The sequence below is a fragment of the Streptomyces sp. NPDC031466 genome, assembly GCF_055581265.1.
The window spans coordinates 183,736-209,093 of sequence record NZ_JBVIJT010000006.1 but is presented as its reverse complement, the minus strand read 5'-3'; the positions used below and the strand labels follow the sequence as shown (position 1 = coordinate 209,093).

23 protein-coding genes are annotated in these 25,358 nt (G+C 72.3%); 11 read left to right on the top strand and 12 right to left on the bottom strand.

Going from position 1 to position 25,358, the window contains the following annotated elements; genetic code table 11:
* Positions 1-121 precede the first annotated feature (121 nt).
* On the top strand, positions 122-889 hold the full coding sequence (locus ACZ5GP_RS16235) for a TetR/AcrR family transcriptional regulator (RefSeq protein ID WP_468751446.1): 768 nt from the start codon (positions 122-124) through the stop codon (positions 887-889).
* A gap of 33 nt (positions 890-922) precedes the next feature.
* On the opposite strand, the gene ACZ5GP_RS16230 is transcribed toward ACZ5GP_RS16235, so the two are convergent.
* Entirely contained in the window at positions 923-1,912 is a 990-nt protein-coding gene (locus ACZ5GP_RS16230; protein WP_468751445.1) for a WD40 repeat domain-containing protein, read from the bottom strand.
* Between the two features lie 85 nt (positions 1,913-1,997).
* Between ACZ5GP_RS16230 and ACZ5GP_RS16225 the strand changes: the two genes are divergently transcribed.
* A complete protein-coding gene (locus ACZ5GP_RS16225) occupies positions 1,998-2,717 on the top strand; it encodes a GDSL-type esterase/lipase family protein (RefSeq protein ID WP_468751444.1) in 720 nt (239 codons plus the stop codon).
* Here ACZ5GP_RS16225 and ACZ5GP_RS16220 read toward each other — a convergent pair.
* On the bottom strand, positions 2,698-3,576 hold the full coding sequence (locus ACZ5GP_RS16220) for an MBL fold metallo-hydrolase (protein WP_468751443.1): 879 nt from the start codon (positions 3,574-3,576) through the stop codon (positions 2,698-2,700). The genes ACZ5GP_RS16225 and ACZ5GP_RS16220 overlap by 20 nt on opposite strands.
* A gap of 96 nt (positions 3,577-3,672) precedes the next feature.
* Between ACZ5GP_RS16220 and ACZ5GP_RS16215 the strand changes: the two genes are divergently transcribed.
* Both ACZ5GP_RS16215 and ACZ5GP_RS16210 read left to right on the top strand, forming a co-directional pair.
* Positions 3,673-4,629, top strand: coding sequence for an AraC family transcriptional regulator (locus ACZ5GP_RS16215; protein ID WP_468751442.1), 957 nt, complete (start codon positions 3,673-3,675; stop codon positions 4,627-4,629).
* A 90-nt stretch (positions 4,630-4,719) separates the two neighbouring features.
* Entirely contained in the window at positions 4,720-5,085 is a 366-nt protein-coding gene (locus ACZ5GP_RS16210) for a cupin domain-containing protein (protein WP_468751441.1), read from the top strand.
* A 55-nt stretch (positions 5,086-5,140) separates the two neighbouring features.
* Here ACZ5GP_RS16210 and ACZ5GP_RS16205 read toward each other — a convergent pair whose 3' ends face one another.
* Complete coding sequence (locus ACZ5GP_RS16205; protein ID WP_468751440.1) at positions 5,141-5,551, bottom strand: hypothetical protein; 411 nt, start codon at positions 5,549-5,551, stop codon at positions 5,141-5,143.
* Positions 5,552-5,634: 83 nt separating this feature from the next.
* Here ACZ5GP_RS16205 and ACZ5GP_RS16200 point away from each other — a divergent pair, with 83 nt between their 5' ends.
* Entirely contained in the window at positions 5,635-6,444 is an 810-nt protein-coding gene (locus ACZ5GP_RS16200; protein WP_358699903.1) for a helix-turn-helix domain-containing protein, read from the top strand.
* Positions 6,330-6,698, top strand: coding sequence for a DUF397 domain-containing protein (locus ACZ5GP_RS16195; RefSeq protein ID WP_468751439.1), 369 nt, complete (start codon positions 6,330-6,332; stop codon positions 6,696-6,698). Before ACZ5GP_RS16200 ends, ACZ5GP_RS16195 begins: the two co-directional genes overlap by 115 nt.
* On the opposite strand, the gene ACZ5GP_RS16190 is transcribed toward ACZ5GP_RS16195, so the two are convergent.
* Complete coding sequence (locus ACZ5GP_RS16190) at positions 6,661-7,791, bottom strand: hypothetical protein (protein ID WP_468751438.1); 1,131 nt, start codon at positions 7,789-7,791, stop codon at positions 6,661-6,663. The genes ACZ5GP_RS16195 and ACZ5GP_RS16190 overlap by 38 nt on opposite strands.
* A gap of 128 nt (positions 7,792-7,919) precedes the next feature.
* Positions 7,920-8,426 carry a carboxymuconolactone decarboxylase family protein gene (locus ACZ5GP_RS16185; RefSeq protein WP_468751437.1) on the bottom strand — a complete coding sequence of 169 codons (507 nt, stop codon included), beginning with the start codon at positions 8,424-8,426 and terminating at the stop codon, positions 7,920-7,922.
* A 189-nt stretch (positions 8,427-8,615) separates the two neighbouring features.
* Here ACZ5GP_RS16185 and ACZ5GP_RS16180 point away from each other — a divergent pair, with 189 nt between their 5' ends.
* The 3 genes from ACZ5GP_RS16180 to ACZ5GP_RS16170 all read left to right on the top strand — a co-directional run bounded on the left by ACZ5GP_RS16180 (position 8,616) and on the right by ACZ5GP_RS16170 (position 10,761).
* Positions 8,616-9,050, top strand: coding sequence for a MarR family winged helix-turn-helix transcriptional regulator (locus ACZ5GP_RS16180; protein ID WP_468751773.1), 435 nt, complete (start codon positions 8,616-8,618; stop codon positions 9,048-9,050).
* Between the two features lie 81 nt (positions 9,051-9,131).
* Positions 9,132-9,722, top strand: coding sequence for a Uma2 family endonuclease (locus ACZ5GP_RS16175; RefSeq protein WP_361078295.1), 591 nt, complete (start codon positions 9,132-9,134; stop codon positions 9,720-9,722).
* 49 nt (positions 9,723-9,771) lie between these two features.
* Positions 9,772-10,761: an aldo/keto reductase gene (locus tag ACZ5GP_RS16170; RefSeq protein ID WP_468751436.1), complete on the top strand. Its 990-nt coding sequence runs from the start codon at positions 9,772-9,774 to the stop codon at positions 10,759-10,761.
* A gap of 179 nt (positions 10,762-10,940) precedes the next feature.
* Here ACZ5GP_RS16170 and thpR read toward each other — a convergent pair whose 3' ends face one another.
* From thpR to ACZ5GP_RS16150, 4 genes are all read right to left on the bottom strand, one after another.
* The gene (gene thpR / locus ACZ5GP_RS16165; RefSeq protein ID WP_468751435.1) at positions 10,941-11,531 is read right to left on the bottom strand and encodes an RNA 2',3'-cyclic phosphodiesterase; all 591 of its coding nucleotides are present in this window, start codon (positions 11,529-11,531) and stop codon (positions 10,941-10,943) included.
* Between the two features lie 64 nt (positions 11,532-11,595).
* Positions 11,596-12,942 (bottom strand): MFS transporter, encoded by a 1,347-nt coding sequence (locus ACZ5GP_RS16160; protein WP_468751434.1) that lies wholly within the window; start codon positions 12,940-12,942, stop codon positions 11,596-11,598.
* Positions 12,943-13,071: 129 nt separating this feature from the next.
* Complete coding sequence (locus tag ACZ5GP_RS16155; RefSeq protein ID WP_055532087.1) at positions 13,072-13,509, bottom strand: MarR family winged helix-turn-helix transcriptional regulator; 438 nt, start codon at positions 13,507-13,509, stop codon at positions 13,072-13,074.
* Between the two features lie 185 nt (positions 13,510-13,694).
* Positions 13,695-15,143: an NCS2 family permease gene (locus ACZ5GP_RS16150; RefSeq protein ID WP_468751433.1), complete on the bottom strand. Its 1,449-nt coding sequence runs from the start codon at positions 15,141-15,143 to the stop codon at positions 13,695-13,697.
* A 157-nt stretch (positions 15,144-15,300) separates the two neighbouring features.
* Between ACZ5GP_RS16150 and ACZ5GP_RS16145 the strand changes: the two genes are divergently transcribed.
* Complete coding sequence (locus tag ACZ5GP_RS16145) at positions 15,301-15,567, top strand: DUF2530 domain-containing protein (RefSeq protein ID WP_468751432.1); 267 nt, start codon at positions 15,301-15,303, stop codon at positions 15,565-15,567.
* Positions 15,568-15,686: 119 nt separating this feature from the next.
* Positions 15,687-18,089, top strand: coding sequence for an HAD-IC family P-type ATPase (locus ACZ5GP_RS16140; protein WP_468751431.1), 2,403 nt, complete (start codon positions 15,687-15,689; stop codon positions 18,087-18,089).
* A 23-nt stretch (positions 18,090-18,112) separates the two neighbouring features.
* Here ACZ5GP_RS16140 and ACZ5GP_RS16135 read toward each other — a convergent pair whose 3' ends face one another.
* The 3 genes from ACZ5GP_RS16135 to ACZ5GP_RS16125 form a co-directional block, all read right to left on the bottom strand.
* Entirely contained in the window at positions 18,113-18,952 is an 840-nt protein-coding gene (locus ACZ5GP_RS16135; protein WP_468751430.1) for a calcium-binding protein, read from the bottom strand.
* Between the two features lie 227 nt (positions 18,953-19,179).
* On the bottom strand, positions 19,180-22,308 hold the full coding sequence (locus ACZ5GP_RS16130) for a sacsin N-terminal ATP-binding-like domain-containing protein (protein ID WP_468751429.1): 3,129 nt from the start codon (positions 22,306-22,308) through the stop codon (positions 19,180-19,182).
* Positions 22,309-23,487: 1,179 nt separating this feature from the next.
* Positions 23,488-24,438 (bottom strand): DUF3027 domain-containing protein, encoded by a 951-nt coding sequence (locus tag ACZ5GP_RS16125; protein WP_361078316.1) that lies wholly within the window; start codon positions 24,436-24,438, stop codon positions 23,488-23,490.
* Positions 24,439-25,358: the final 920 nt, after the last annotated feature.

Here is a 25,358-nt window from a genome sequence, read left to right as displayed (position 1 = left end):
TGCCCCTCCCGGTCCTCGTCACGCACCCTCTGAGTACGCCGTACCCAGTGGAGGGTACACCGTACTCAGTTCTTCGGGGTACGCCGTACCCAGTTTCTTTGCGGGGGAATAGGGTGAGGCCATGACGAGCACGAACGGCGACGACGACCGGCGCATCGGCGGCGACATCACCCGCAGCCTGGAGCTGCTCTGGGGAGAGGGCACGCGGCCCACGCGCGGACCCAAACCGGCCCTCACCCTGGACCGGATCGTCACCGAGGCGGTGCGCCTCGCGGACGCCGAGGGGCTCGCGGCGGTCTCCATGCGCAGGCTCTCCACGGAGCTGGGCGCCGGCACGATGTCCCTGTACCGGTACGTGCCCGGCAAGGGCGAGCTGCTGGACCTGATGCTGGACCGCGTGTACACCCCGCCCCGCGAGGAGGCCCCGTGGACCGGCGGCTGGCGCGAGGGCGTCGAGGAGTACGCCCGCGAGACCCTCCTGCGCTACCGCCGCCACCCCTGGCTGCTCCACGTCAACCAGGCCCGCCCGGTGCTGGGCCCCGGCTCGGTCGGCGGCCTGGACCGGACCCTGGCGCGGATCTCGTCGACGGGCCTGACCGACCCCGAACTGATCAGCGTCGTCGTCATGGTGGAGGGGTACGTCACCGGGGTCGCCCGCACCCAGGTGCACGAGACGGAGGCGGTGAAGAGGACCGGCCTGTCCGACCAGGACTTCTGGGCGGCGCAGGCCCCGGCCCTCGAACGCGTCATGAGCAGCGGCCGCTACCCGGTCCTCGCGGGGCTCTCCCGCGACGCCTTCGGCCCGGACTTCGACCACTTCGAGTTCGGGTTGCAGCGCCTCCTGGACGGCCTGGACGTCCTGGTCTCCCGGCGCCGTCAGGAGGCGTGAGAGCCGGGTCCGGGGCCGCAACCGCGGCCGGGGTCAGCGCCTGCGCAGCAGCCGCTTCAGCCCGAAGAGGACGAACAGCACGGCACCGGCGGTGAGCGCGCCCTTGGCGAGGTTCCCGCCCAGGTCCCCGCCCCCCGCGCCGCCGCCCGAACTCCCGCCGCCCGACGGCCCGTCGGAGCTGCCTCCGCCCTTGCCGCGCACCTCCACGGGCGTGACCGCGCTCTGCGCGCCCTCGGTGCCGTACATCAGGGTCGTGCCGTCCGGGGTGTACGTCATCGACTCGCCCTGCCGCTGGAAGGGCACGCTCAACCGCCCCTCCCGCACGGGCTTCCTGCCCGCACCCCGCCAGGCGAGGTCGACCCCGCCGAAGTAGCCGCGCAGGGACAGCCGGCGGCCGTCGGGCGAGAAGGCGCCGTCGGTGACCCACAGGTCGGTGGCGGCGATCCGCCGGAAGACGTTCGGACCGGCGGTGGACATCTTGGTGGGACCCTCGTAGAGGCTGCCGCCCTCCTCCTTCTTGTCCGCGATGTAGATCCGCCCGGTCTTCGGGTGCACCATCAGCGCCTCCGCGTCCCGCGCTCCGTCGGCGTACTTCACGACGTACTGCGTGGCACGGACCGTCTGGTCCTTCAGCGTCTTCGGCTCGGGCAGCTTGTAGATCCATACGTGGGGCCAGGTGCCGCCGAGGTTGTCGCCGATGTCGCCGACGTAGAGGAAGCCGTCGGTCCCGACCGAGATCGCCTCGACGTCCCGGGGCGCGCCGATCCCGGACATGGTGACGGTGGCGACCGTCCTGCCGGTCCTGGAGTCGACGGCGTACAGGTAGGCGCCCTTGTCCTGGTCGTTGTGCGTCCAGTAGACGCCGGGGTGGGCGCGGGAGGCGGCCAGGCCGCTGGACTCGACGATCCGCGGGTCCTTCATGGTGAACCCGTCGTGACCGCCGTCGGCCGCGACGGGCCCCGCCGAGGTCAGGAGCAGCACGGCGGCGGCGAGGACGGAGGGGACAGCCCGGAGCGAACGCATGGGCCCAAGCGTGCCATCCGCGCGGCGGCGGGGCGTGTGCGGCCTCACATCGCGGGCGGCGGCGCCCATCCGCGATGATGTGCGGATGCTCAGGTTCATGTTCGTCGGCGACTCGATGACGATCGGGAGCGCCGGTGAACACACCTGGCGCCACCGCATGTGGCAGCACCTGCGCGCCGCCCTGGGCGACGGGGGCGTCGCCGTGGTGGGGCCGCGCACCGCGCTCCACGACAAGGCGGCGGGAGCGCCCCTGTCGCACGACTACGCCGACGCCTCCCCCGACTTCCCCCGCCACCACCTGGCGGGCTGGGGCGAGGGCTGGCTGCACATGGCGCCGCGGATCGCGGACGCGCTGACCCGCGACCCGGCGGACATCCTGCTGATCTCGCTGGGCCTGATCGACCTCGGCTTCTACACGAACGCGGAGCAGACGGCCGCCAACGTCCGGGCGTTCGTCGCCGGGGCCCGCTCGGCGAACCCGGGCGTCCGGATGGTCCTCCTCCCGGTGATCCCGAACATCCGGGCCGCCACGGACGCGCCGTTCGCCGTCGAGGTCGCCCACTTCAACGACCTCCTCGCGAAGACGGTCGCCGACCTGGACACCGGCCGCTCGCCCCTGCTGCTTGCCTCGCCGCCGTCCTCGTACGACATCCACACCGACACCTACGACGGCACCCACCCGAACGCGAGCGGCGAGCACAAGCTGGCCGCCGCCTTCGCGGAGGCGATGGCGCAGGCGTGGGGCATCGGCGGGCCCTACACGGGCCTCCCGGACACCCGGGCGCTCACGCGGCCCACCGCCTGATCGCGAACTTCCCTCCCGCGCGCCGCACTTCGGCCGCACCCGCCCCTCGCAGGTGTGCCGGGAAGACCAGCTCCCGCTCGTCGGCGGCCCGGCCGAGGACGCGCACCCGGGTCGCGGCGGCCGCACCCGGGTCGAGACACAGGCAGCTGCTGTGGTCCGGTTCGAGGATCTGCACCGGGGTGTGCAGGAGGTCGCCGACGAAGACCGCCCGGTCGGTTCCCGAGGCGAGCCGCAGGACGGACGAGCCGGGGGTGTGCCCGGGCGCGGCCTCCAGACTGAGGTGGGCGTCGATGCGGTACGCGCCGCTCCACAGCACTGTCTGCCCGGCCCGGTCCACGGGCGCGACGCTGTCGGCGAAGACCGGGTCGCGGCTGACCCGGTCCGCGCCGCACGGGCCGAAGTGGGCGTGGTCGGCGGCCGGCATGAGGTAGGTGGCGTTCGGGAAGGTGGGCACCCAACCGCCGTCGCCCCGGCGGGTGTTCCACCCCACGTGATCGGCGTGCAGGTGGGTGTTGACGACGATGTCGACGTCCTCGGGGCGCACTCCGGCGGCGGCGAGACGGGCCGGGAAATCGGTGTCGAGGTCCTCGAAGTGCGGGGCGTCCGGCCGGCGGCGTCCATTGCCGACGCCCGTGTCCACCAGGACCGTCTTCCCCTCGCTCCGGAGCACCCAGGTCTGCACGGCGGCCATGACCCGGCCGCTGTCCGGGTCCCAGAAGTCGGGCGCGAGCCAGGACCGGTTCGCACGCCACAGCTCCTCGGGCACGCCGGGCACGAGCGCGGTGGCGGGGAGGAAGGGCGCCTCCAGCTCCACCACGCGCCGGATCTCGACCTCGCCGACCATCAGGTGTTCGTTCATGAGTACGACCGTAGACAGACCGGGTGAGCGCCCCAATGCCCGATCCGCTCGCCCGGATACGCGCACGGCTCACCGCCGCTCCTCTACGCTGCCGCCATGGACGTAGTGAGCGACGCCATCGCGGCAGCCCGGGTCGGCCGGCCCGACGCCCACCGGGTCAGGGTCCTCGGCTCCTGGTGCAGCAGGCTGCCCGCGTATGACGGGATGGGGTTCCACGTGGTCCTGGAGGGCGGCTGCTGGCTGCTGCCGGACGGCGGCGGCGCCCCGCTCACCCTCGCGGCGGGCGACACGGTGCTGTTGCCGCGCGGGGCGGGCCACGTCCTCGCGGACGCACCGGCCGACGCCCGCACCGTCGCACGGGCGGCCCCCTTCGAGCACCGGCTCGACACGGCCGGCCCCTCGCGGACGCCCGTCCCGCGTCCCGAACAGGACGGCCCGGCCACCGAGTTGCTCTGCGGGAAGTACCGCTTCGACCGCCGTCACGCCCACCCGCTGCTCGCCGAGCTGCCCCAGACCGTGCACCTGCCCCGCCGCGCCGGACACCACCCGGAGCTGCGGGCGGCGATCGACCTGCTCGGCCGGGAGACGGGGGCGGCTCTCCCCGGGGCGGACGTGGCCGTGCCCGGGCTCCTCGACCTGCTGCTGATCTACATGGTGCGGGCGTGGACGACGGACCACACCTCGGGCGCCGGCTGGCCCGCCGCCCTGGCCGACCCGGTGGTCGCCGAGGCCCTGCGCCTCCTGCACGCCTCCCCCGAGGCCCCCTGGACCAGCACCGCGTTGGCCGCCCGCACGGGTGTCTCCCGCGCCACCCTCACCCGCCGCTTCACGACGCTGGTGGGCCGCGCCCCGATGACGTACCTCACCTGGTGGCGCATGTCCCGGGCGGCCACGCTCCTGCGCGACACGGCGCACCCCCTGAAGACAGTGGCCCGCCAGGTGGGCTACGGCTCGCCCTACGCCCTCTCGCACGCGTTCACCCGGACGTTCGGCGTCACGCCGGGGCGCTACCGGAACGGTACGAATTCACGTGCCGTCGCACCGGCACCCTGAGGCGGCCGGCGCGCACTGTGCGGCACTCGGGTCCACGCTGGAAGAGAGGGTGTTTCCCCGTGCCTCTCAGCAGGTGAGCAGGGAGGAGCCATGACAGCGATCACGCGGAAGGACACTCCGGTCGCCATCGCGGACGGCGGAGTGGAGCTGCGTTTTCAGGACGTCGGCGGAGACATGTCGGTCGCCTTCGTGAGGTTTCCCGAAGGCACCGACCTGGGACCGGCCCTCAAAGGGCTGGCCGGTGACCTTTGCCCGTGCCCGCACTGGGGCTATCTCTTCAAGGGACGGCTGAAGATGCGGACCCCGGACGGCGACGAGGTCTACGAGGCGGGTCAGGCCTTCTACTGGCCGCCCGGTCACGCCCCGGTGGCCCTTGAGGACTGCGAGTACGTCGACTTCTCGCCGACGAAGGACTTCAACGAGGTGATCGAGCACATCAAGTCACAGGGAGGCTGACGGGCGCGGGGGCCTCGCTCCACGGCGGGGCGGGACTCGGCGCGCGATGATGCGGTCACCGTGCCGCGCGTTCAGTCGTCTCGTGCAGCAAATCAACGTCCACGAACGGGACTTCACTCGTCGGGCGCGACCGCCAGTCCAGCGGCCACGTGTAGCCGTCCAGCGCGGGCACGCCCACGTACGCGAGGTTCCCCGAGCGTCGGCTCAGCGCACGCGCGCCGACCGGCCAGGTGCGGGAGTCCGCCGTCTTCGGGGGCAGCAGGAAGTAGAGGTAGCGCCCACCCGTCGCCTCGCGGACGATCGGGCCCGCGCGGAAGTCCGTGAACTGCATCAGGCCGTACGCGACTTGCTCGCCGAACGCGCCCTCGATCCGTACCGCGTCGAAGTGAATGCCGGCGTGGCGCAGGGCGTGGCCCGTCGCCGGGATCCAGTCGTGGACCCTGAGTGATGAGGTTTCCGAGTTCATGCGCCAGATGTTGTCGGTCGCTCACATACTGTGACCAGGGATTCACAGGTGTCGTGCTGCGCTGTGCGCTTGGGGAGGTCGCTGTGCACTCCGGTGAACGAGGTTCGGAGACGTTCGGCGCACTGTTGCGGTTCTACCGCGAGCGGGCCGGGCTCACTCTGGAGGTGCTGGGCACGCATGTCCAGTACTCCAAGTCGCAGGTGGCGATGGTGGAGCGGGGCGAGCGGCCCCCGAAAGGGAAACTGGTCGAGATCGCCGATCAGGTACTGGGTGCACAGGGTGCACTGACGCTGCTCGCGGAGAAGGAGTTCGGGAGCAGCGGGCTACGGCCGTGGACCGAGGATTATCTGGCTGAGGAGAAGAACGCCTCTGCCCTTCACGTGTACCAGAGCCACGTGATTCCTGGTTCGCTCCAGACGGAGGCATACGCCCGGGCGGTCTACGCCTGCAACTGCTACCCGACTCTGGACGACGACGAGGTGGAGAAGCGGGTGGTCGACCGCGTGGGGCGCCAGCGGTTGTTCCAGCGCAAGCCCGCGCCGAACGTCAGTTACGTACTGGAGGAGAGCACTCTCACCCGACCCATCGGCGGCCCACCGGTCCTCAAGGAGCAGCTACACCACATCCTCGGCATCGGACAGTTGCGGCACGTCGAGGTCCAGGTCATGCCGCATGCGCGGCACGTCCACGCGGGGCTGAACGGCTCCATGATCCTGCTGGAGACAGCAGAGCGTCGTCAGCTTGCCTATGTGGAAGGACCGAGTGGCGGCTACTTCGTATGCGAACAGCCCTACCTGGGAGACCTGTTCGGCAAATATGGCATTCTGCGGGCGCAGGCTCTGAACCCGGAAGAGTCAGCGAAGCTGATCGAACAGGTGGCGCAGGGACTATGAGCGTGGACCTCAACTGGTTCAAGAGCAGCTACAGCGGTGGCGAGGGCGAATGCCTGGAGGCGGCCCTCAGCTGGACCAAGTCCACCCACAGTAGCGAGCAAGGCGGCGAATGCCTGGAGGTAGCCACAACGCCCGCCACCATCCACATCCGCGACTCAAAGCTGAACCCCAGCGGCCCTACCCTCCAGATATCCCCCGCCACCTGGACCGCCTTCCTCAGCGCGCCTGCGCGGCCCGTGCCCGGTCGGACATGAGCTGCGTGGCGAACTGGAGGTCGTCGCTGCCGTAGTTGCGGCTCTCCGTGTCCTTGCCGCCCACGACAGTGAGTACCGTCCCCGTGCGTACCAGCGTGTAGTTGGTGGTCTCGGAGACGTATCCGCCGCCTCGGCCCTCGGTCACGGAGAACGCGACGAGTTCGTCACCGATGGCCGGCATGGTCATCCGCTGCGCGCCCTCCTTCGCCGCCTCGCGGCTCTTCTCCTTGAAGGCGGCGACCGCCTTCTTCTCGCTCGGGTAGGCATAGACCAGGAACTGGGTGTCCATTCCGTAGCTCGGGTAGTACACAGCTGAGCCTTCGAAGGTCGAGCCGTCGTCCTGGGAGGCGACGTCCGCCGTGGGCGGGCTGCTCTGGGTCCAGCCGGAGGACAGGCTGGTCGTATCGGGCAGGACGCTCAGGACCGCGTCGGCGTCGGCCAGCGGCACCAGCTTCTCCGATCCACCCGCCCCGGCCACACCGGTTCCCGCACCGGGTCCCGCGTCGCTTCCGCCACCGGTCGCCGAACCGCCCGGCTGGGACCGGCCGCCGGGGACGGACGCCCGGTCCGAGCCCGGCGAGTCCCCGCCGCTGAACGCCTGCGTGCCGCCGTAGACCGCGAAGACCACGAGAACGAGGAGTACGGCCAGCGACGCCGCCAGCGCCGTGCGCCCCGCGGGGGTGTTGTTGAAGGTCACGGGGCCCAGCGACAGGGTGCTGCCCCGCACCTTCGCACCGCCGTCGATCACGATGCTGCCCGTGTACTCCCGAGGGGGCTCGGCCGGTGGCGGACCAGCCGTGGGAGGGCCGGCCGGAGGCGGGCCCGCCAGCGCCTCCGCGAGCCGGGCGGCGAACTCCGGGTCCGCCGCGACCCGCTCCCGCACCGCTTCCCGCAGCGCGGCCAGCGCCTGGGGGTCCTGCGGCCTCTCCTCCACGACGTCCAGCGCCGCCTGCCCGGAGGGGCTCCCGCCGATGCGCTGCCGTACGAGATCGGAGACGGTCTGTCCCACCTCCGCCCCCACCGCGCCCGCCGCGCCACCTGCGAACCCCGTCATCACGCGCACCGCTTCCGCGACCACGTCCACGGACCCCACGCCACCACCCCCGAGTCATGGGCATGCCATCAGACTCATGCCGAGGACCCCATTGTCGGGCAACCCCGCCTGGATGTAAGGGCGTTGGCGGTACCGGCACCAAGGCCCGGTCCGCCCGACCGACTGGGTCAGGCCGCCCGCGTCAGCCGGTTCGCCAGCGTCGACATCGTGTACGTACCGATGCCGAGGACGACTTCGAGGGCGTTGCGCTCGGTGTGGCCGTGGGACAGGAACCGCTTCAGCTCGTCGTCGCCGACGCCGCCCGCCGTGGCCAGCACGGTCAGCGTGAACTGCCGTACGGCTTCGAGCCGCTCGTCGGGCAGTTCACGCTCCTCGCGCAGGGCCGTGATCAGCTCCGTCCCCGCGCCCAGTTTGCGCAGCTTGCCGGTGTGCATGGTGACGCAGATGTGGCAGTCGTTACGGGTGGCGACCGTCATGATGACGACCTCGCGGGCGACGGGCTCCAGCGTCGTGCGCTCGAAGGCGGCGCTCGACTCCAGGAAGTTGTTGAGGAGTTCGGGGGACTCGGCGAGCCGCGCGACGGCGTTCGGGAGCCGCCCGAAGGCCTGGGTCACCCGCTCCATGGCGGGGCGGGACTCGGCCGGTGCGGTCTCCACGGTGTGGTCGGCGAACAAGGTGTACCCCCTACTATCGACAACATGGTTGACGAACAGAAGGTAAACCAGGTTGACGACCTGCACAAGGGGATTCAGGGAAGCGGGGAGGACGGGCGCGCCGGAGCTGACGGGGCCGCCGGAGCCGACGCGGCCGACGGAGTCGCCGGAGCCGACGGGGCCCACGGCAGGGGCTACGAACTTCCCTTCCTGCTCCTCGCCGGCTTCCGCTCCCTCATCGACCGCGTGCACGCCGAACTCGCCCACCAGGGCCACCCCGACCTGCGCCCCGCCCACGGCTTCGCCCTCCAGGCCATCGGCGCCCGGGGCGCCACCGCCAGCGAGATCGGCCGCCGCCTCGGCGTCTCCAAGCAGGCCGCGGGCAAGACGGTCGACCGCCTCGTCGCCCTCGGCTACGCGGCCCGCGCCGACGACCCCGCCGACGCCCGCCGCAAGCTGGTCCGCGTCACCCCGCACGGCATCGACGCGCTGCGCCGCTCGGCGGTCGTCTTCGACGAGCTGCGGGCGGAGTGGGCGGCGTCCCTCGGCGCCGACCGCCTCCGCGACCTCGAATCCGGCCTGCGCGCGGTCGTGCCCCCGGAGGCGTTCCGCCTCGACGCGGCGGGGTGGCTGGGCGGCTCGTGACCGGACGTGACCTTGCCGCCGTGCGTATCGTTGTACTGCGCGGCCGCCTTCGACCGGGGGTGGCCGGGGAGGAGCGCCACGATGACCGTCGCGGAGACCGACAGGATCGAGATGGCTGAGATCGGCAACGAGCTCACCTTGGACAAGATGTTCGAGTGGCTTGAGAGGATGCCCGTCCCCGAGGGAATCAAGACCGAGATCGTCGGGGGACATATCTTCGTGTCGCCACAGCGAGACACCCACTGGACCATCACCTTCAGCATCCTGACCCAGCTCAGTGCCCATTTCCCGATGGAATGCCAGAAGTCCGACGTTCGCATCGACTACCCGGGGCATCTCAACGGCTTCGCCAGCGACGTGACACTGGTGGCGGAGGACGCCGTCATGAACGACAAGGGGCAGTGGCTCCACCAGGACGTCGTGTTCGTCGCCGAAGTGATCTCCAAGAGCACGGCGATGAACGACTACGGCCCCAAGAAGACCGCCTACGCCGATGCCGAGGTCCCCGTCTACCTCATCGCTGACCCGTACCAGGGAAGGGTCTACGTCCACTTCGACCCCAAGGACGGCGAGTACACGACCCAGTCGAAGTACAGCTTCGGTGAAGACATCGATCTCACCGGTACGCCTCTGGGCCTCACCCTCAAGACCGACAGGTTTCCCCGCGACTGACCCGACCCCCCTTGCCTGGAGCCCACTCCAGCCACTTGGCTAGGGCCTCATGAAGTACACGCAGCTGGGACGCACAGGGCTCAAGGTCAGCCGGCTCACGCTCGGCACCATGAACTTCGGGCCGTTCACCAATGAACCCGACAGCCACTCGCTCATGGACACCGCGCTCGACGCGGGCGTCAACTACTTCGACACGGCCAACGTGTACGGCCAGGGCGCCGGCAAGGGCCGCACCGAGGAGATCATCGGTACCTGGTTCGCCCAGGGCGGCGAGCGCCGCGACAAGGTCGTCCTCGCCACCAAGGTGTACGGGAACATGACGGCGCAGGGCGAGAGCGTCTGGCCGAACCACGACCGGCTCTCCGCGCTCAACATCCGGCGCGCCGTCGAGGCGTCGCTCAAGCGCCTGCAGACCGACTACATCGACATCTACCAGTTCCACCACATCGACCGGCAGACGCCGTTCGAGGAGATCTGGCAGGCCGTCGACGTCCTGGTCCAGCAGGGGAAGATCCTCTACGCCGGGTCCTCCAACTTCCCCGGCTACAAGATCGCCCAGGCCAACGAGGCCGCCGCGCGGCGCGGCAGTCTCGGTCTCGTCAGCGAGCAGTGCCTGTACAACCTCGCCGTGCGCGACGCCGAGACGGAGGTCCTGCCGGCGTCGCTGGAGTACGGCGTCGGCGTCATCCCCTGGTCACCGCTGCACGGCGGGCTGCTCGGCGGCGCGCTGAAGAAGCAGGAGGGCGCCCGCCGCAGCGGCGGACGGGCCGCGGCGGAGCTGGCCAAGCCGGAGGTCCGCGCGCGCGTCCAGGCGTACGAGGACCTGGTCGACAAGCACGGCCTGGAACCCGGCGAGGTCGCCCTGGCCTGGCTGCTCACCCGGCCCGGCGTCACCGCGCCGATCGTCGGCCCGCGCACCGCCGAGCAGCTCGCCTCCGCGCTGCGCGCCGTCGAACTGGAGCTGTCGCGGGAGGTTCTCGACTCCCTGGACGAGATCTTCCCCGGCCCCGGCCCGGCACCGGAGTCCTTCGCCTGGTAGCCCACGGGCACCAGGAGTACGCGGGGCGGCCCGCTGTCCCGGCGGGGTCCGAGCCGGGGCCGGCGGGGTCGGGCAGGTCCTAGCCGCCGAGCGCGGCCGCCACCGCAACCACGACGAACATCATCACGAGCACACCGGCCATGATCCGGTTTCTTGTCTTCGGGTCCACAGCGTCGAGGTTAACCGGCCGGGTCCGCCGGCCGGGCGGCGCCTCCCAGCGGCCAGCGCCCGACCGCCTCGTACCGGGGCCGCTCCCCCGGCACCCCGCTCCGGGGCAGTTCACTGCGTACGAGGGTCAGCTCGTCCACCGTCCACGGCGCGCCCGCGAAGGCGCCGAGCGCGTCGGCGTACGGCCCGAGGCCCGTGCCCCCGCCCCCGCGCGCCAGCGTCAGGTGCGGGCGGTAGTGCCGGGCCTCCTCCCGCGGGAGGCCCGCCTTGCGCGCCGCCGCCTCCACGCGCTGGGCCAACAGCCGCAGCGCGGCCGTCTCCCCCGTGACGCCCGCCCACAGGACACGGTCGCCGAAGTGCCCGCCGCCGCGCAGGGCGAGGGTGAACGGCGGGGTGCGGTGCGCGGCGCGTGCCAGGCGGGCGGTGAGGTCGGGCACGGTCTCCGCCGGCACCTCGGCCAGGAAGGCCAGCGTGAAGTGCCAGTTCGCCGGGGGCGCCCAGCGCAGGGTGTCGGCGCCCGGCAGCCGCCGCAGCCCGGACGCCGCCGCCGCGAGTCCGGCGACGACGGCGTCCGGCGGCAGCACGGCCGCGAAGAGTCTCATGGGTCCGACGATAGGGCGTGCCGGGAAAGTCCCGAGGGGAAGAACCTGCGCGGCCGGGCGTCAGTCACGCCGCCGTCGCCAGCTCCCGCTCCCTCGGCACGAACCGCACGTGCTGCCGGCCGCGGCGCAGGTCCACCTTGAGCCGCAGGTTCGCCGCGCGCGCCAGCATCAGGCCGACGCCGACCGCGGCGAGCGCGCAGACCAGGCCGCCGACGGCCATGCTGACCCGCACGCCGTAGGCGTCGGCGAGCCAGCCGAAGAGCGGTCCGCCGAGTGGTGTGCCGCCGGTGAAGACCATCATGAACAGCGACATGACGCGGCCCCGCATCTCGGGGTCGGTGGACATCTGGACCGCGGAGTTGGCGGTGACGTTCACCGTCAGGCCGAGGATGCCGATGGGCACGATCAGCGCGACGAACATCCACAGCTCGGGCGCGAAGGCCGCCACGATCTGCAGCACGCCGAAGGCGACCGCCGCCCCGGCGAGCAGCCGCAGCCGGGAGGTGCCGCGCCGGGCGGCGAGAAGCGCGCCGGCCAGGGAGCCGATGGCCATCAGGGTGTTGAAGAGCCCGTACATCCCGACGCCGCCGTGGAAGACGTCGTCCGCGAAGGCGCTCAGCCAGATCGGGAAGTTGAACCCGAACGTGCCGACGAAGCCGACGAGGACGATCGGCCAGATCAGCTCGGGGTGCAGGGAGACGTACGTGAGGCCCTCCCGCAGCTGCCCCTTGCCGCGCGGTTTGCGCGGGGTGGGGTGCAGTTCGGCCGGGCGCATCAGGAGCAGGCCGGTGAGCGGCGCGAGGAAGGACAGGCCGTTGGCGAGGAACGCCCAGCCGGGTCCGACGGCCGCCGTCAGGGCGCTGGCCACGGCGGGGCCGACGAGGCGGGCGGACTGGAAGTTCGCGGAGTTCAGCGAGACGGCGTTGCGGACCTGGTCGGGTCCGACCATCTCGGGCACGAAGGACTGCCGCGTCGGGTTGTCGACGACGGTGACGAGGCCGGTGAAGAAGGCCGCGGCGTAGACGTGCCAGACCTGGACGTGGCCGGTGAGCGTGAGCGCGGCGAGGAAGAGGCCGCTGAGGCTCATGGCGCCCTGGGTCAGAAAGAGCAGGTTCCGCTTGGTGAACCGGTCGGCGATCACGCCGCCGTAGAGGCCGAGGAGCAGCATCGGCAGGAACTGCATGGCGGTGGTGATGCCGACGGCGGCGGAGGACCCGGTGAGGCTGAGCACCAGCCAGTCCTGGGTGATGCGGGCCATCCAGGTGCCGGTGTTGGAGACGACGGCCCCGGTCGCGAAGAGCCGGTAGTTGCGGATCCTCAGCGAGCTGAACATCGAGGACTTACGGGTGTGGCCAGGGGTGTCGTGGGTGGTTGGTGCGGGGGCGGAGGGTGCTCCGGATCCCGTACTCAAAGTGCGTTCGCCTCCTTTGGACGTACGAAGGGTCGATCGGTCGTACGCGGGTCGTTTTCCGCGGGGTGCGGGAGCCGTCTCCCCGCGGGGTGCGAGGCCGTCTCCCGCGGGCGCGAGGACCGGGCGGGGCTACAGGTGGGCGAGCTTCTCCAGGACGGGGGCGGCGGCGCGCAGGCGCGCCCACTCGTCCTCGTCGAGGTGCTCGACCAGCCCGGCCAGCCAGGCGTTCCGCTTGCGGCGGCTCTCTTCGAGCATGGCCTCGGCGGTCTCGGTCTGGGTGACCACCTTCTGGCGGCGGTCCTCGGGGTGCGGCTCCAGCCGGACCAGGCCCTTGGCCTCAAGCAGGGCGACGATGCGGGTCATCGACGGCGGCTGCACGTGCTCCTTGCGGGCGAGCTCGCCCGGAGTGGCGTGGCCGCAGCGGGCGAGGGTGCCGAGCACCGACATCTCGGTGGGGCTCAGCGACTCGTCGACCCGCTGGTGCTTGAGTCGACGGGACAGGCGCATCACAGCGGAGCGCAGGGCGTTCACGGCGACGGCGTCGTCACCATGGGAGAGGTCCGGCATGGTCGTTAGCATAACTCATTACCCTGGCTAAGGACCACTTGTTTCCCGGACGTCTCCCGCGACGCCTCCCCCACGTCGCCCCCGCGTCTGCCCGCGGCCGCCGAAAAACGGATGAGCGCCCGGGACCAGGTGGTCCGGACGCTCATCCGGGACGGCTGCGGGGAACCCCGACCGGGGCCGCGTGATCAGGTGAGTTGCAGCGCCGGCATCAGGTAGTAGAAGGCGAACACCGCCGACACCGCGTACATCGCGGCCGGCACCTCGCGCCCCCGGCCCGCGGCCAGCCGCAGCACGGTGAACGTGATGAAGCCCATGCCGATGCCGTTGGTGATCGAGTACGTGAACGGCATCATCAGCATCGTCACGAACGCGGGGATGGCGATGGTGGGGTCGGCCCAGTCGATCTGCCGGATGGAGCCGGACAGGATCAGGAAGCCCACCGCGAGCAGCGCGGGCGTGGCCGCCTGGGACGGCACCATCGTGGCGAGCGGCGTGAGGAACAGCGCGACGGCGAACAGGCCGCCGGTGACGACGTTCGCGAGGCCGGTGCGCGCGCCCTCGCCGACGCCGGCCGTGGACTCCACGAAGCAGGTGGTGGCCGAGGAGGACGAGGCGCCGCCCGCGGCGACCGCGATGCCGTCGACGAAGAGCACCTTGTTGATGCCGGGCATGTTGCCGCCCGCGTCGGTCAGCCCGGCCTCGTCGCCGATGCCCATGATCGTGCCCATCGCGTCGAAGAAGCACGAGAGCAGCACGGTGAAGACGAACAGGACGCCGGTCAGGACGCCGACCTTCTCGAAGCCGCCGAACAGGCTGATCTCGCCGACGAGACCGAAGTCGGGCGTCGAGACGGGGTTGCCCGGCCACTTCGGGGTGGTCAGGCCCCAGCTGGGCACCGTGGCGACGGCGTTGACGACCATCGCCACGACCGTCATGACGACGATGCTGATGAGGATGGCGCCCGGCACCTTGCGCACCAGCAGCGCCAGCGTGAGCAGCACGCCGAGCGCGAAGACCAGGACGGGCCAGCCGTTGAGGTGGCCGTCGCCGCCGAGCTGGAGCGGGACGGTGGTGTGGGCGGCGTCCGGGATGCGCGAGACGAAGCCGGAGTCGACGAGGCCGATCAGCATGATGAACAGGCCGATGCCGATCGCGATGCCCTTGCGCAGACCGAGCGGCACGGCGCTCATCACGCGCTCCCGCAGCCCGGTGGCGACCAGCAGCATCACGACGAAGCCCGCGAGGACCACCATGCCCATGGCGTCGGGCCACGACATGCGGGGGGCGAGCTGGAGGGCGACGACGGTGTTCACGCCGAGGCCCGCGGCGAGCGCGATCGGGACGTTGCCGATGACGCCCATCAGGAGCGTGGTGAAGGCGGCGGTGAGCACGGTCGCGGTGACCAGCTGCTTGTTGTCGAGCTGGTGCCCGTACATGTCCTTCGCGCTGCCGAGGATGATCGGGTTCAGCACGATGATGTAGGCCATCGCGAAGAAGGTGGCGAAGCCGCCACGGACTTCCCTGGCCAGGGTCGAACCGCGCTCACTGATCTTGAAGTAGCCGTCGAGACCGCCCTGCGGGGGCTTCGCGGGCTCTTTGCCGGCGTCGACCGGGGCACTGGCCGAGGGGGACATGGAAAACCTCGTGACTTGTATGTTCGTACGAAAACAACCGGCCATTCATAAGCCGTTTCAGTATGAATACATGAGGAGAAAATCGCTATCTCCGCGCGTAGACCCAGGTGCCGCAACGGGTGTACGCGGTGCTGGGCCTGCCTCGTAAGCTGTGCCCATGGCCGCACCTTCTTCGGGATCCCCCCAGCACGAGGCGCCGGAGCCCCTGGAGGGCCCCGTGGTCGCCACCATCACCGGCGGCACGATCCTCTGGTTCGTCCTCTTCCTGGTCCAGCTGCCCTTCTACGGCTGGTTCGACGAGCGCGACGCGACCTGGTGGGTGTGGACCTGCCTGGCCGGCGGCGGCCTCGGCCTCATCGGCATCTGGTACGTACGCCGCCGCGACGCCGCCCTCAAGAGGGCGAAGGTCACCGAGTCCCGGTAACAAGGTCCCGCTCTCCCGGGCAGCCGCGTACGACCACAGGACCGGACATGTCCTACCGGGGTCGGATCTTTGCCGCACTCAAGGGGTGAACCCCCACCGCCCCCCTTACCGTCGAATGCATGACGCATATCGACGCGGGCGCCGAAGCCGACCCGGCCCACCCGGCAGCGCCCCCCGCGGCCCGGGCCACCGGCCTGACGGCCGCCGAGGTGGCCGAGCGGGTGGCCCGCGGCGAGGTCAACGACGTACCGGTGCGCAGCTCCCGGTCCCTGCCCGAGATCGTCCGGGCCAACGTCTTCACCCGCTTCAACGCGATCATCGGCGTGCTTTGGGTGATCATGCTCTTCGTGGCGCCGATCCAGGACAGCCTCTTCGGCTTCGTCATCGTCGCCAACACCGGCATCGGCATCCTCCAGGAGTGGCGCGCCAAGAAGACCCTGGACTCCCTCGCCGTCATCGGCGAGGCGAAACCGACCGTGCGGCGCGACGGCGGGGCCGCCGAGATCTCCACCTCCGAGATCGTCCTCGGCGACCTGGTGGAGCTGGGGCCCGGCGACAAGATCCCGGTGGACGGCGAGGCCGTCGAGGCGGAGAGCCTGGAGATCGACGAGTCCCTCCTGACCGGTGAGGCCGACCCGGTCGTCAAGAAGCCCGGCGACAAGATGATGTCCGGCTCGTTCGTGGTCGCGGGCGGCGGCGCGTTCACCGCCACCAAGGTCGGCCGCGAGGCGTACGCCGCGCAGCTCGCCGAAGAGGCCTCACGCTTCACCCTCGTCCACTCCGAACTGCGCTCCGGCATCTCCACGATCCTCAAGTACGTGACGTGGCTGATGGTGCCGACCTCGATCGGCCTGGTGATCTCCCAGCTCGTCGTCAAGGACGACGACTTCAAGGAGTCCATCGCCTACACCGTCGGCGGGATCGTCCCCATGATCCCGGAGGGGCTCGTGCTCCTCACCTCCGTGGCCTTCGCGATCGGCGTGATCCGGCTCGGCCGCAAGCAGTGCCTCGTCCAGGAGCTGCCCGCCATCGAGGGCCTGGCCCGCGTCGACACCGTCTGCCTGGACAAGACCGGCACGCTCACCGAGGGCGGCATGGACGTCACCGAGCTGCGCCCCCTGAACGACAGCGACGAGACGTACGTACGCAAGGTCCTCGGCGCGCTCGGCGAGTCCGACCCCCGGCCGAACGCCTCGCTCCAGGCGATCATCGACGCCTGCCCCGACAGCGAGGACTGGCGCTGCACCGAGTCGCTGCCGTTCTCCTCGGCCCGCAAGTACAGCGGCGCCTCCTTCAGCGAGGGGGACGGCACCACGTCGGCCTGGCTGCTCGGCGCGCCCGACGTGCTGCTGCCCGACGGCGACCCGGCCCTCGCCGAGATCGAGGAGCTCAACCGGCAGGGCCTGCGCGTGCTGCTCCTGGCCCGCGCGGCCGGCGACCTCGACGCCCCCGACGTGGCCGCCTCGGCGCACGCCACCGCCCTGGTCGTCCTGGAGCAGCGGCTGCGCCCCGATGCCGCCGACACCCTGCGCTACTTCGCGGAGCAGGACGTCGCGGCCAAGGTCATCTCGGGCGACAACGCCGTTTCGGTGGGCGCCGTCGCGGGCAAGCTCGGGCTGCCCGGCGCCGAGAACACCGTGGACGCGCGCCGGCTGCCGGGCGAACCGGAGGAGATGGGGCGGGCGCTCGACGACAACTCCGTCTTCGGCCGGGTCACCCCGCAGCAGAAGCGCGACATGGTGGGCGCCCTCCAGTCACGCGGGCACACGGTCGCGATGACGGGCGACGGCGTGAACGACGTGCTGGCCCTGAAGGACGCCGACATCGGCGTCTCGATGGGTTCGGGCTCGGAGGCGACGCGGGCGGTGGCCCAGATCGTGCTGCTCGACAACAGCTTCGCGACGCTGCCCTCGGTGGTCGCGGAGGGCCGCCGCGTCATCGGCAACATCACGCGCGTGGCCACGCTGTTCCTGGTCAAGACCGTCTACTCGGTGATCATCGCGCTGCTCGTGGTGTGCTCGCAGGTCGAGTACCTCTTCCTGCCCCGGCACCTGACGCTGCTCTCCACCCTGACGATCGGCGTGCCCGCGTTCTTCCTCGCCCTCGCCCCCAACAAGGAGCGCGCGAAGCCGCACTTCGTGCGCAGGGTCATGCGGTACGCGATTCCCGGCGGCGTCATCGCGGGCGTCGCCACCTTCGTGACGTATCTGCTGGCCCGGCACCACTACGCGGGGGCGGGCGCGCGGGAGGCCGAGACCAGCGCGGCGACCCTGGCGCTGTTCCTGATCGCCATGTGGGTGCTCGCCATCATCGCCCGCCCCTACACGTGGTGGCGGGTCGCCCTGCTCGGCGCGATGGGTCTCGGCTTCCTGCTCGTGCTGACCGTGCCCTGGCTCCAGGACTTCTTCCAGCTGAGGCTGGTGGGCACGGTGATGCCGTGGGCGGCGGTCGCGATCGCGGCGGTGGCCTCACTGGCCGTCGAGGCCGCCTACCGCGTGCTGGACCGCCGCTTTCCGGCGTAGTCCCGGTCCCCTACCCGCGGGATCTACTGGACGTCGACGTAGTCGCTGGTGGCCGTCACCGACGGGGTGGTGGACGTGCCGGCGAAGGAGTAGCGGAAGTAGCCGTCGGCGGAGGCCGTGACGGTCGTCTTCAGCGCGCCCCGGGAGCCCGACTTCACCGTCTTGACAGTGGTGTAGGCGCTGGCGCCCTTCTTCTTGAACTGGAGCTTCACCGACTGGCCGGTGTAGCCCGCGTACGCCTTGGTGTCCCAGTTGGCGCGGGTCAGGGCGCCGGTGACCGTGAGCGTCTTGCCCTTCTTGACGGGCTCCGGGGAGGCGTTGGTGGTGAGCTTGGCGGCGCGCTTCACCGAGACGCTCGCGTACGAGTCGCGGATGATGTAGTCACCGTCCTTGCCCTGGGCGCCCGCCAGAACCTTCCACTTGCCGGCGAGGATGTTGCCGTAGATGTTCGTCTTCGGGTCGGCGACGACCTTGATGGTGCAGGTGCCCGTGGTGGCGTTGACGGCCTTGCAGTCGGCCTCCTCGTCCTCGCCCGGGACCATGTAGCTGTCGATGTTCTCGTCGGAGAACTCCGTGCCGTGCCACAGGGCCGCGGCGCCGTCGTTGATGCCCTTGGGGTCCGTGGCGGTGACGCTGATGACGACCGTCTTCTTGACGGAGGTGCCGACCACGATGTCCTTGCCGCCGTTGACGGTGACCTTCGTGATCTTGGTGTCGCCCTCGGTCTCGTCGCCCGGGCCGCGCTCGGCGATGGAGGCGAGGTTCGGGACCTTCGGGGCGTCGGCGGCCTGGGCGGCCGGAACAGCCAGTGCGGACAGGGCCAGGGTGCCGGACAGTGCGGCCACGGTGGCGCGGATGCGCATGTGTTTCCCCAAGTGGAGAAGGGGACCTCGCGGTGCAGGTGCCGTCACGCGAGATCCGGGTGATCTAGGAGTCTGTTGACTCGCGAGATCAGACCCTCACCGGGGCCGAACGGTTGTACGACGCGGGCGAATTGGTTCGCTGCCGTCGTCGCCTTGTTCGCCCCGCCCCGGAATGTCGGGTTCCGCCCCTCTGGCGGGGCGGAACCCGGCGATGGCGGCCCCAAAGGTCAGTCGAACCAGCGGTCGCGGGCCAGCTCGGCCGTCCGGGAGGGGTCCTCAAGCAGCGCCGCCACCTCGAAGCGGCGCGGCCACTGCCCCGCCGCCCAGGCGAGAGCGGCCGCGACACCCTCCAGGGTCGCCGCGTGCACCGTGCCGTCCGGGGTGCGCCGCCAGTCCAGCTCCACACCGCCCGCCACCAGCTCGTCGTGCTCGACGTACGTACGCGGGGTCGCCGCCCCCAGCAGGGTCCGCACCGGCTCCGGCACGGCGCGCTCGACGCCCTGCCCCGCGGGCTCCACGGCCGCCGTCTCGCTCAGCCTGCGCACCTGGAACAGCTCCGCCAGGTCAGCGGCCCTGCGCGGCTCCACGGGCAGCAGCGCCACACCGCCGGCCAGCGGCAGCAGATCGGGGGCGTCGGCGATCACCGCGTCCGCCGCGTCGACCACCACGACCTCGCCGTCCACCACCGCGCGCAGCTCGTCGGGGAGCGTCACCCGCTCCGGGTCGAGATCGGCCAGCGCGCCGTACAGGGCGTGCAGCTGGGCGGCGGACACGGGCCGCTCCGGGTCCGCGAGCCGGTCCAGCAGCTCGGCCGCGCCACCCGGCTCCGCGAGGAGCGCGGCCACCGACGTCCGTACGCCGAGGGCCCGCAGCACCTCCTCGTCGCCGAAGCCGGACGCGTCCGCCGCGTCGTACAGACCTACCAGGAGCGGATCGCCGCCCGCCGCGCGCAGTCCGGCGGGACGGCGGCCGTCGAGGACGGGGTGCCCGCGCAGCCACCAGGCGGTGTACGAGCGGACGGTACGCGTCGTGCCGTCCGGCAGCAGCACCCGCAGCGGCTGCGTCAGCGCGTCCCGCAGCGGCGGGCGCGAGAGCATCGCCAGCGCCTGCGGCCAGTGGTCGTCGTCCACCAGGTCCAGGTCCCGTACGGCGACGATCTCCGTGGCGACCGGCGGCACCGGGGTGTCCGGCAGCCCGTCGAGGAGGTCCTCGCACCACACGTCCACGGCGTCCAGCAGACCGGCGTCGTCGGGCTCGGCGAAGTCGCCGTCACGCGGCTCCAGTTCGTCGGGGTCGAGCACGACATCGGTGGCGCGCACGAGCGCGAAGGTGGCCAGCACCCCGCAGGCGGCCAGCGGCTGCTCGCCCCAGCGCTCGGCCAGCTCCTGGTCCACCAGCGCCAGTTCGTCGTCCCGCATGACCTCGGCGAAGGCACTGCCCGGCAGGACCAGCTCACCGGCGGGCGCCGGCTCGCCGTCCTCGTCGGGCAGGGCGAGCGCGCCGAGCCACGGCTCGTCGCCCGGCGCGAGATCGGCGTCCCGCACCAGTGTGAGGACGATGTCCGCCAACTCCTCGGCGTCCGGCGCGTCCTCGTCCCACGTCTCGTCGTCCAGGGAGGCGGCGACCGCCGCGCGCACCTGGGGCGTGGTCAGGACCGCGCGGGGCGTCGCGGGCAGCGCGCCGAGCTTTTCGAGCAGCGGATGCACGGCGTCCGGGTGGGCGACCTTCAGGCCGAGCCGGGCCAGGGAGGCGGGGTCGCGTTCGTCGCCGGGGGCGGGCAGCAGCACCTGGCGGGGCCCGATCGTCGTACGCCCGTCGGCCAGCGGCACCGGGAGCCCCGAGAGCCGGTCGGGGTCGACCCCGGCGAGGGCGTCGTACAGCCGCCGCCACCAGCCGGGTTCCCGCTCCAGCCCGGCGAGGCGGTCGACCGCCTCGGTCAGCGGGACGCGGGCCACGCCGAGGGTGCGCAGCTCCGCGCGGCGCTCCAGGCCCGCGGGGAGCAGGCTGGGCAGCACCTCGGCGAGGACGCGCACGGTGTCCGCGCCGGCACCCTCCACGACCTCCGCGTCGCGGGGCCGCAGGGCCTCGGGCAGCCCGTCCTCGTCCTCCGCGCGCCGAGGCAGGGCGGGCGGCAGGAACGCGGCGCGCGGCAGCCGCTCCAGGACGGCCTGGCGCAGAGCGCCGTCCAGCTCGCTCTGCCCGAGCGGGCCGGGGACCAGGCCGATGATCTCCTCGGCCACCGGGCGCCAGGCGGTGAGGAGTTCGACGTACGCGTCCGCCGCGCGCTGCACGAGGAAGTCGGTCAGCGGCCCCGGGGCGGCGTGCCGTCGGGCGGTGTCCAGCGGGAACGAGGCGATGAGCAGCGCGGGCAGGCCGAGCGGTTCGTCGCTGGGGGTGGGGGCGTGCAGGACGGGGGTGGTGCGGGGCCGCGCCGGGGCGCCGGCGTGGTCCGCGGGGACGGCCCAGGTGACCGACCAGTAAGGGCGCAGCCGCTCCTCGACGGGCCGGTCCTTCAGGAGGGCGGGGTCGAGGGGGCCCTGCCGCTCGGCGATGCGCCAGCGGGTCGTGCCGTCGCGGCTGTCCTCCACGACGGTGTACGGGTCCTCGGCGCGGCGGCGCAGGGTGCGGGTGGCGCCGTCCGGGGTCTGGACGGTGACCTCCGCGAGCCCCGGCAGGGCGAGGAGCAGGGCGTCGTCGATGCCGTCGAGGAGCCGGGCGACGAGATCCTCGGCGGCGGCGTCGCGCAGGGGCAGGATGACGACCGTGTCGTATCCCTCGGGGGCGGTGCCCTCGGCGGCGAGGGGGAGCCGCAGGAGCGGTACGTGGCCGTCGCGGCGCCGGATCTCGTCCCCGAGGCCCGGGCTGAACCGGGCGGTCTCCGCGGCGAGCTCGCGGGCCTCGGAGAGCGACCAGCGGACGCCGCCGGTGCGCCCGACGACGGCGGGCTCGTCACTGACGGCGAGCACGGCGGCGAAGCCGACGCCGAACCGGCCGACGCTGTGGCCCTGCTGGGCCGGGCCGTCCTCGCGCTTGGCGGAGGCGCGGAGGGTGGCCAGGGACTCCACCCCGGCGGCGTCGAGGGGCGCGCCGCGGTTGGCGGCGGCGAGGACGCCGTCGCGCAGCGTCAGGGCGAGCCGTCCGGGGACGCCGGCGCGGGCGGCGGCGTCGGAGGCGTTCTGGGCCAGCTCGACGACCAGGCGGTCGCGGTAGCCGCCGAGGGCGAGGTCTTCCTCGGCGTTGGCGTCCTCGCGGAAGCGGGCGGGGGCTGCCGCCCAGGCGTCGAGGACTCCGCGGCGGAGGCGGGCGGTACCGAAGGGATCCGTACCTTCGGCCGCCGGCCGCACGGTCTTGCTCACGGGGGCTTTCTCCTCTGCAGGGCGCTGCGCTGGGCTTGGCGGGGTTGGGCTTGGCTGGGCTGGGTTGGGCTGCGCTGGGCTGGGTTGGGCTGGGCGCGGCTGCGGGTTTGCCTCTCCACCACTGTCGGGCGGGTTCGGCTCGGGGGCGAACGGTATCGCGTCCTGGCGGGGGGTCGGAGGGGGGTCTCGGGGGGGGCCTGGGTGAGGGGCTCTCGGTTGGGGGGCTGGGTAGGGGGTCTCTGGGCGGAGGGGCTCTGGGCGGGGGGGGCTTCGGGTGGAGGGCTCTGGGCGGGGGGCTCCGGGTGGAGGGCTCTGCGCGGGGGGCTCCGGACGGAGGGCTCTACGCGGGAAGCTCCGGACGGAGGGCTCTACGCGGGAAGCTCCGGACGGAGGGCTCTACGCGGGAAGCTCCGGACGGAGGGCTCTGCGCGGGGGGGCTCTGCGCGGGAGGCTCCGGACGGAGGGCTCTGGGCGGGGGGGGCTCTGCGCGGGAGGCTCCGGACGGAGGGGCGCGTCCAGGGCACGTCACCGCTCCGGGGGCGGGGGCGCCGGGCGGGGCATCGCCTCCCACGGGCCGTCCCGTGCGTCACCGCGGGGCCCCGGGTGGGGCGGCCGCCCTCGGCGTGCCGGCCGGCGCTTCGCCGCTTCGTGGCGGTTCTCCCACCGCCCGCCCGATTGCCCCGCACCGGGCCGCACCGTTCGGGCCCGCTCTAGCAACGGGGCGGGTCGGTCTCATGCCCCCGGTTGCCGGCGCCGTCTTTCGCCGCTTCGCGGCGGGGTATCCCACCCACCCGATTGCCCCGCACTGAGCCGCGCCGTTTGGTGCCGCTCCGCAACGGGGCCCCGTGCTGTCCTTCTCCGCCGCCCGGCCGGGATCGGCCAGGCGTCCGCCCTCCAACCCCAGCTCACGGCACTTCGCCGCTGCGCGGCGGGAACCGGTAGGACGGCTGTTCTATCCAGCCCGTCAGGAGACGGAGAAAGGGCGGGTGGGCGGGGAGAACGCCGCGAAGCGGCGACGCGGTCACGGGTCGAGCCGGGGTGATCAGGGGCCGGGCTCCCGCCCCCCACATCCCGAAGGCAAGGGGAGGCGGCGGGGTCTTCGTCCGCGCGGCCGGGACGGAGTGGGAGGGGACGGAGGCCCTGGGCGGCACGTTCGTACGCCACCCACCGCCCCCGCAGCTAGCTGTGACCCAGGTCCTCGTCCGGCCCCGCCCCAGGCCCCTCGACCGATACCGACCCCGAATCCGCCGAAGGCCGAAGCGGCAGCACATCCACCCGCGTCTCGTCCAGAACCGGCGGCGCCGGCCGCGGCGGCTTCGGCATGACGGCGGCCTCGGAGTGGCCCCCGCAGCCGTACGAGAGGGAGACGACATGCCCGTCCGCGGGCCCGAACTCATTGGCGCACACGCCGAACGCCTGTCCGAGCGAGCCGCCGATCGCCACCAGGAACCCGCAGCTGACACACGCCGCGGGCGCCGCCTGCGCCATCGCGGTCTTCGCGCCGTGCGTCTCTTCCCAGCGGTCGGCGGCGACATGCAGCCCGTACCGCGACAGGACCCGCGCCCTGCGCATGCCCAGCTCGTCGGCGATCGAGGCGATGGAGCCCCGGGCGGGGGCCACCGGCAGCTCGGCGGGCGAGCCCACCGTGACCTCGGCGTCCTCGGCCTCGACGAGCGCCGCCATCTCCTGCGACACGATCGAGTTCGGCGGCGGCTCCTCCTCGCCGGTGAAACCCGGTTCCAGGCGGAGATCCTCGGCGTCGGTCGGCAGCAGATCACCGGGACCCATGTCACCCGGGCGCAGCCGCTCGCTCCACGGCACCCACTCGGGGGCCAGCAGCGCGTCGGGGCCCGGCAGCAGGACCGTCTCGTCGAGCGTGACGATCTTCGCCCGCGAGGCCCGGGCTACCGTCACCGCCCAACGCCAGCCGCGGTAGCCGAAGTCCTTGCACTCGAAGAGGTGCGTGACGACGCGGTCGCCCTCGACGACGACCTCGACATGCTCACCGACCACCCCGGGCGCGGCGGCCTCCTCTGCCGCGGCGCGCGCCAGGCCGACCGCCTCGGCGCACAGGCGGTCGGGGGTACGCGGGGTGCGCGGGGTACGGCTTCGCGTTGTCGCTGCGCTCACAGGTATCGCTTCTCTCCTACGCCGTCTCACGAGTGCGCCACCTTTACGCGGGGGGCGGACGGAGCGGACCAGGGGGCCGCGTCAACGTCCGCGCCCGACGTTCTCGGGCGCACCTACGTCACCCATTCTGCGGGATGACCGAGAGGCGCGCGGCCAAGAACAACCGCCGCAGGCGCGCTACGCACGCTACCTTCTCCTGGCCCCTGGGCCTACACCGACGTACGCACGAGCGTCCCTCGGCCTCGTCGGCGGCCCCGTCCCGCGCTGGTCCGCGGCCCTCGGACGCCTGGCCGAAACCTGTGCCCCGACACACCGAAGCGGCGCCCCGTGTCCCTCGCCCACCCGGCGAGAATCCCACCCCACGCCACGCCACACGACCGGAAGCCGCACTCCTCGGCCCCTCGCCCTGGGCCGCACGGGCGAACACTCGCCCCCAGCCCTTCCCCTCCGGGGGTGGGGGCGGGAGCCCGGCCCCTGATCACCCCGGCTCGACCCGTGACCGCGTCGCCGCTTCGCGGCGTTCTCCCCACCCACCCGCCCTTTCCCGGCACGAGACCGACCCCACCCCGCTGCAAGCCGGGCCCAACCGGTGCAGCCCAATGCGGGGCAATCGGGCGGGTGGGTGGGAGAACCGCCGCGAAGCGGCGAAACACAGCACCGACAACCGGCGGCACCAACCCGACCGCCCCGCTGCAAGAGCGGCCCCAAACGGCGCGGCCCGACGCGGGGCAATCGGGTGGGTGGGTGGGTGGGTGGGAAAGCCGCCGCGCAGCGGCGAAACACCGCCCCACCCAGAGGACACACGGAGGACGCCCCCGGCGAAGGGCGGCGGCACCACGTCAGGCCCCTCCACGCACCACCCCGAAACATCCCACCCCCTTCCCCAAAGGCTCACAGCCAGTTTCCCGCTAGTAACCCCC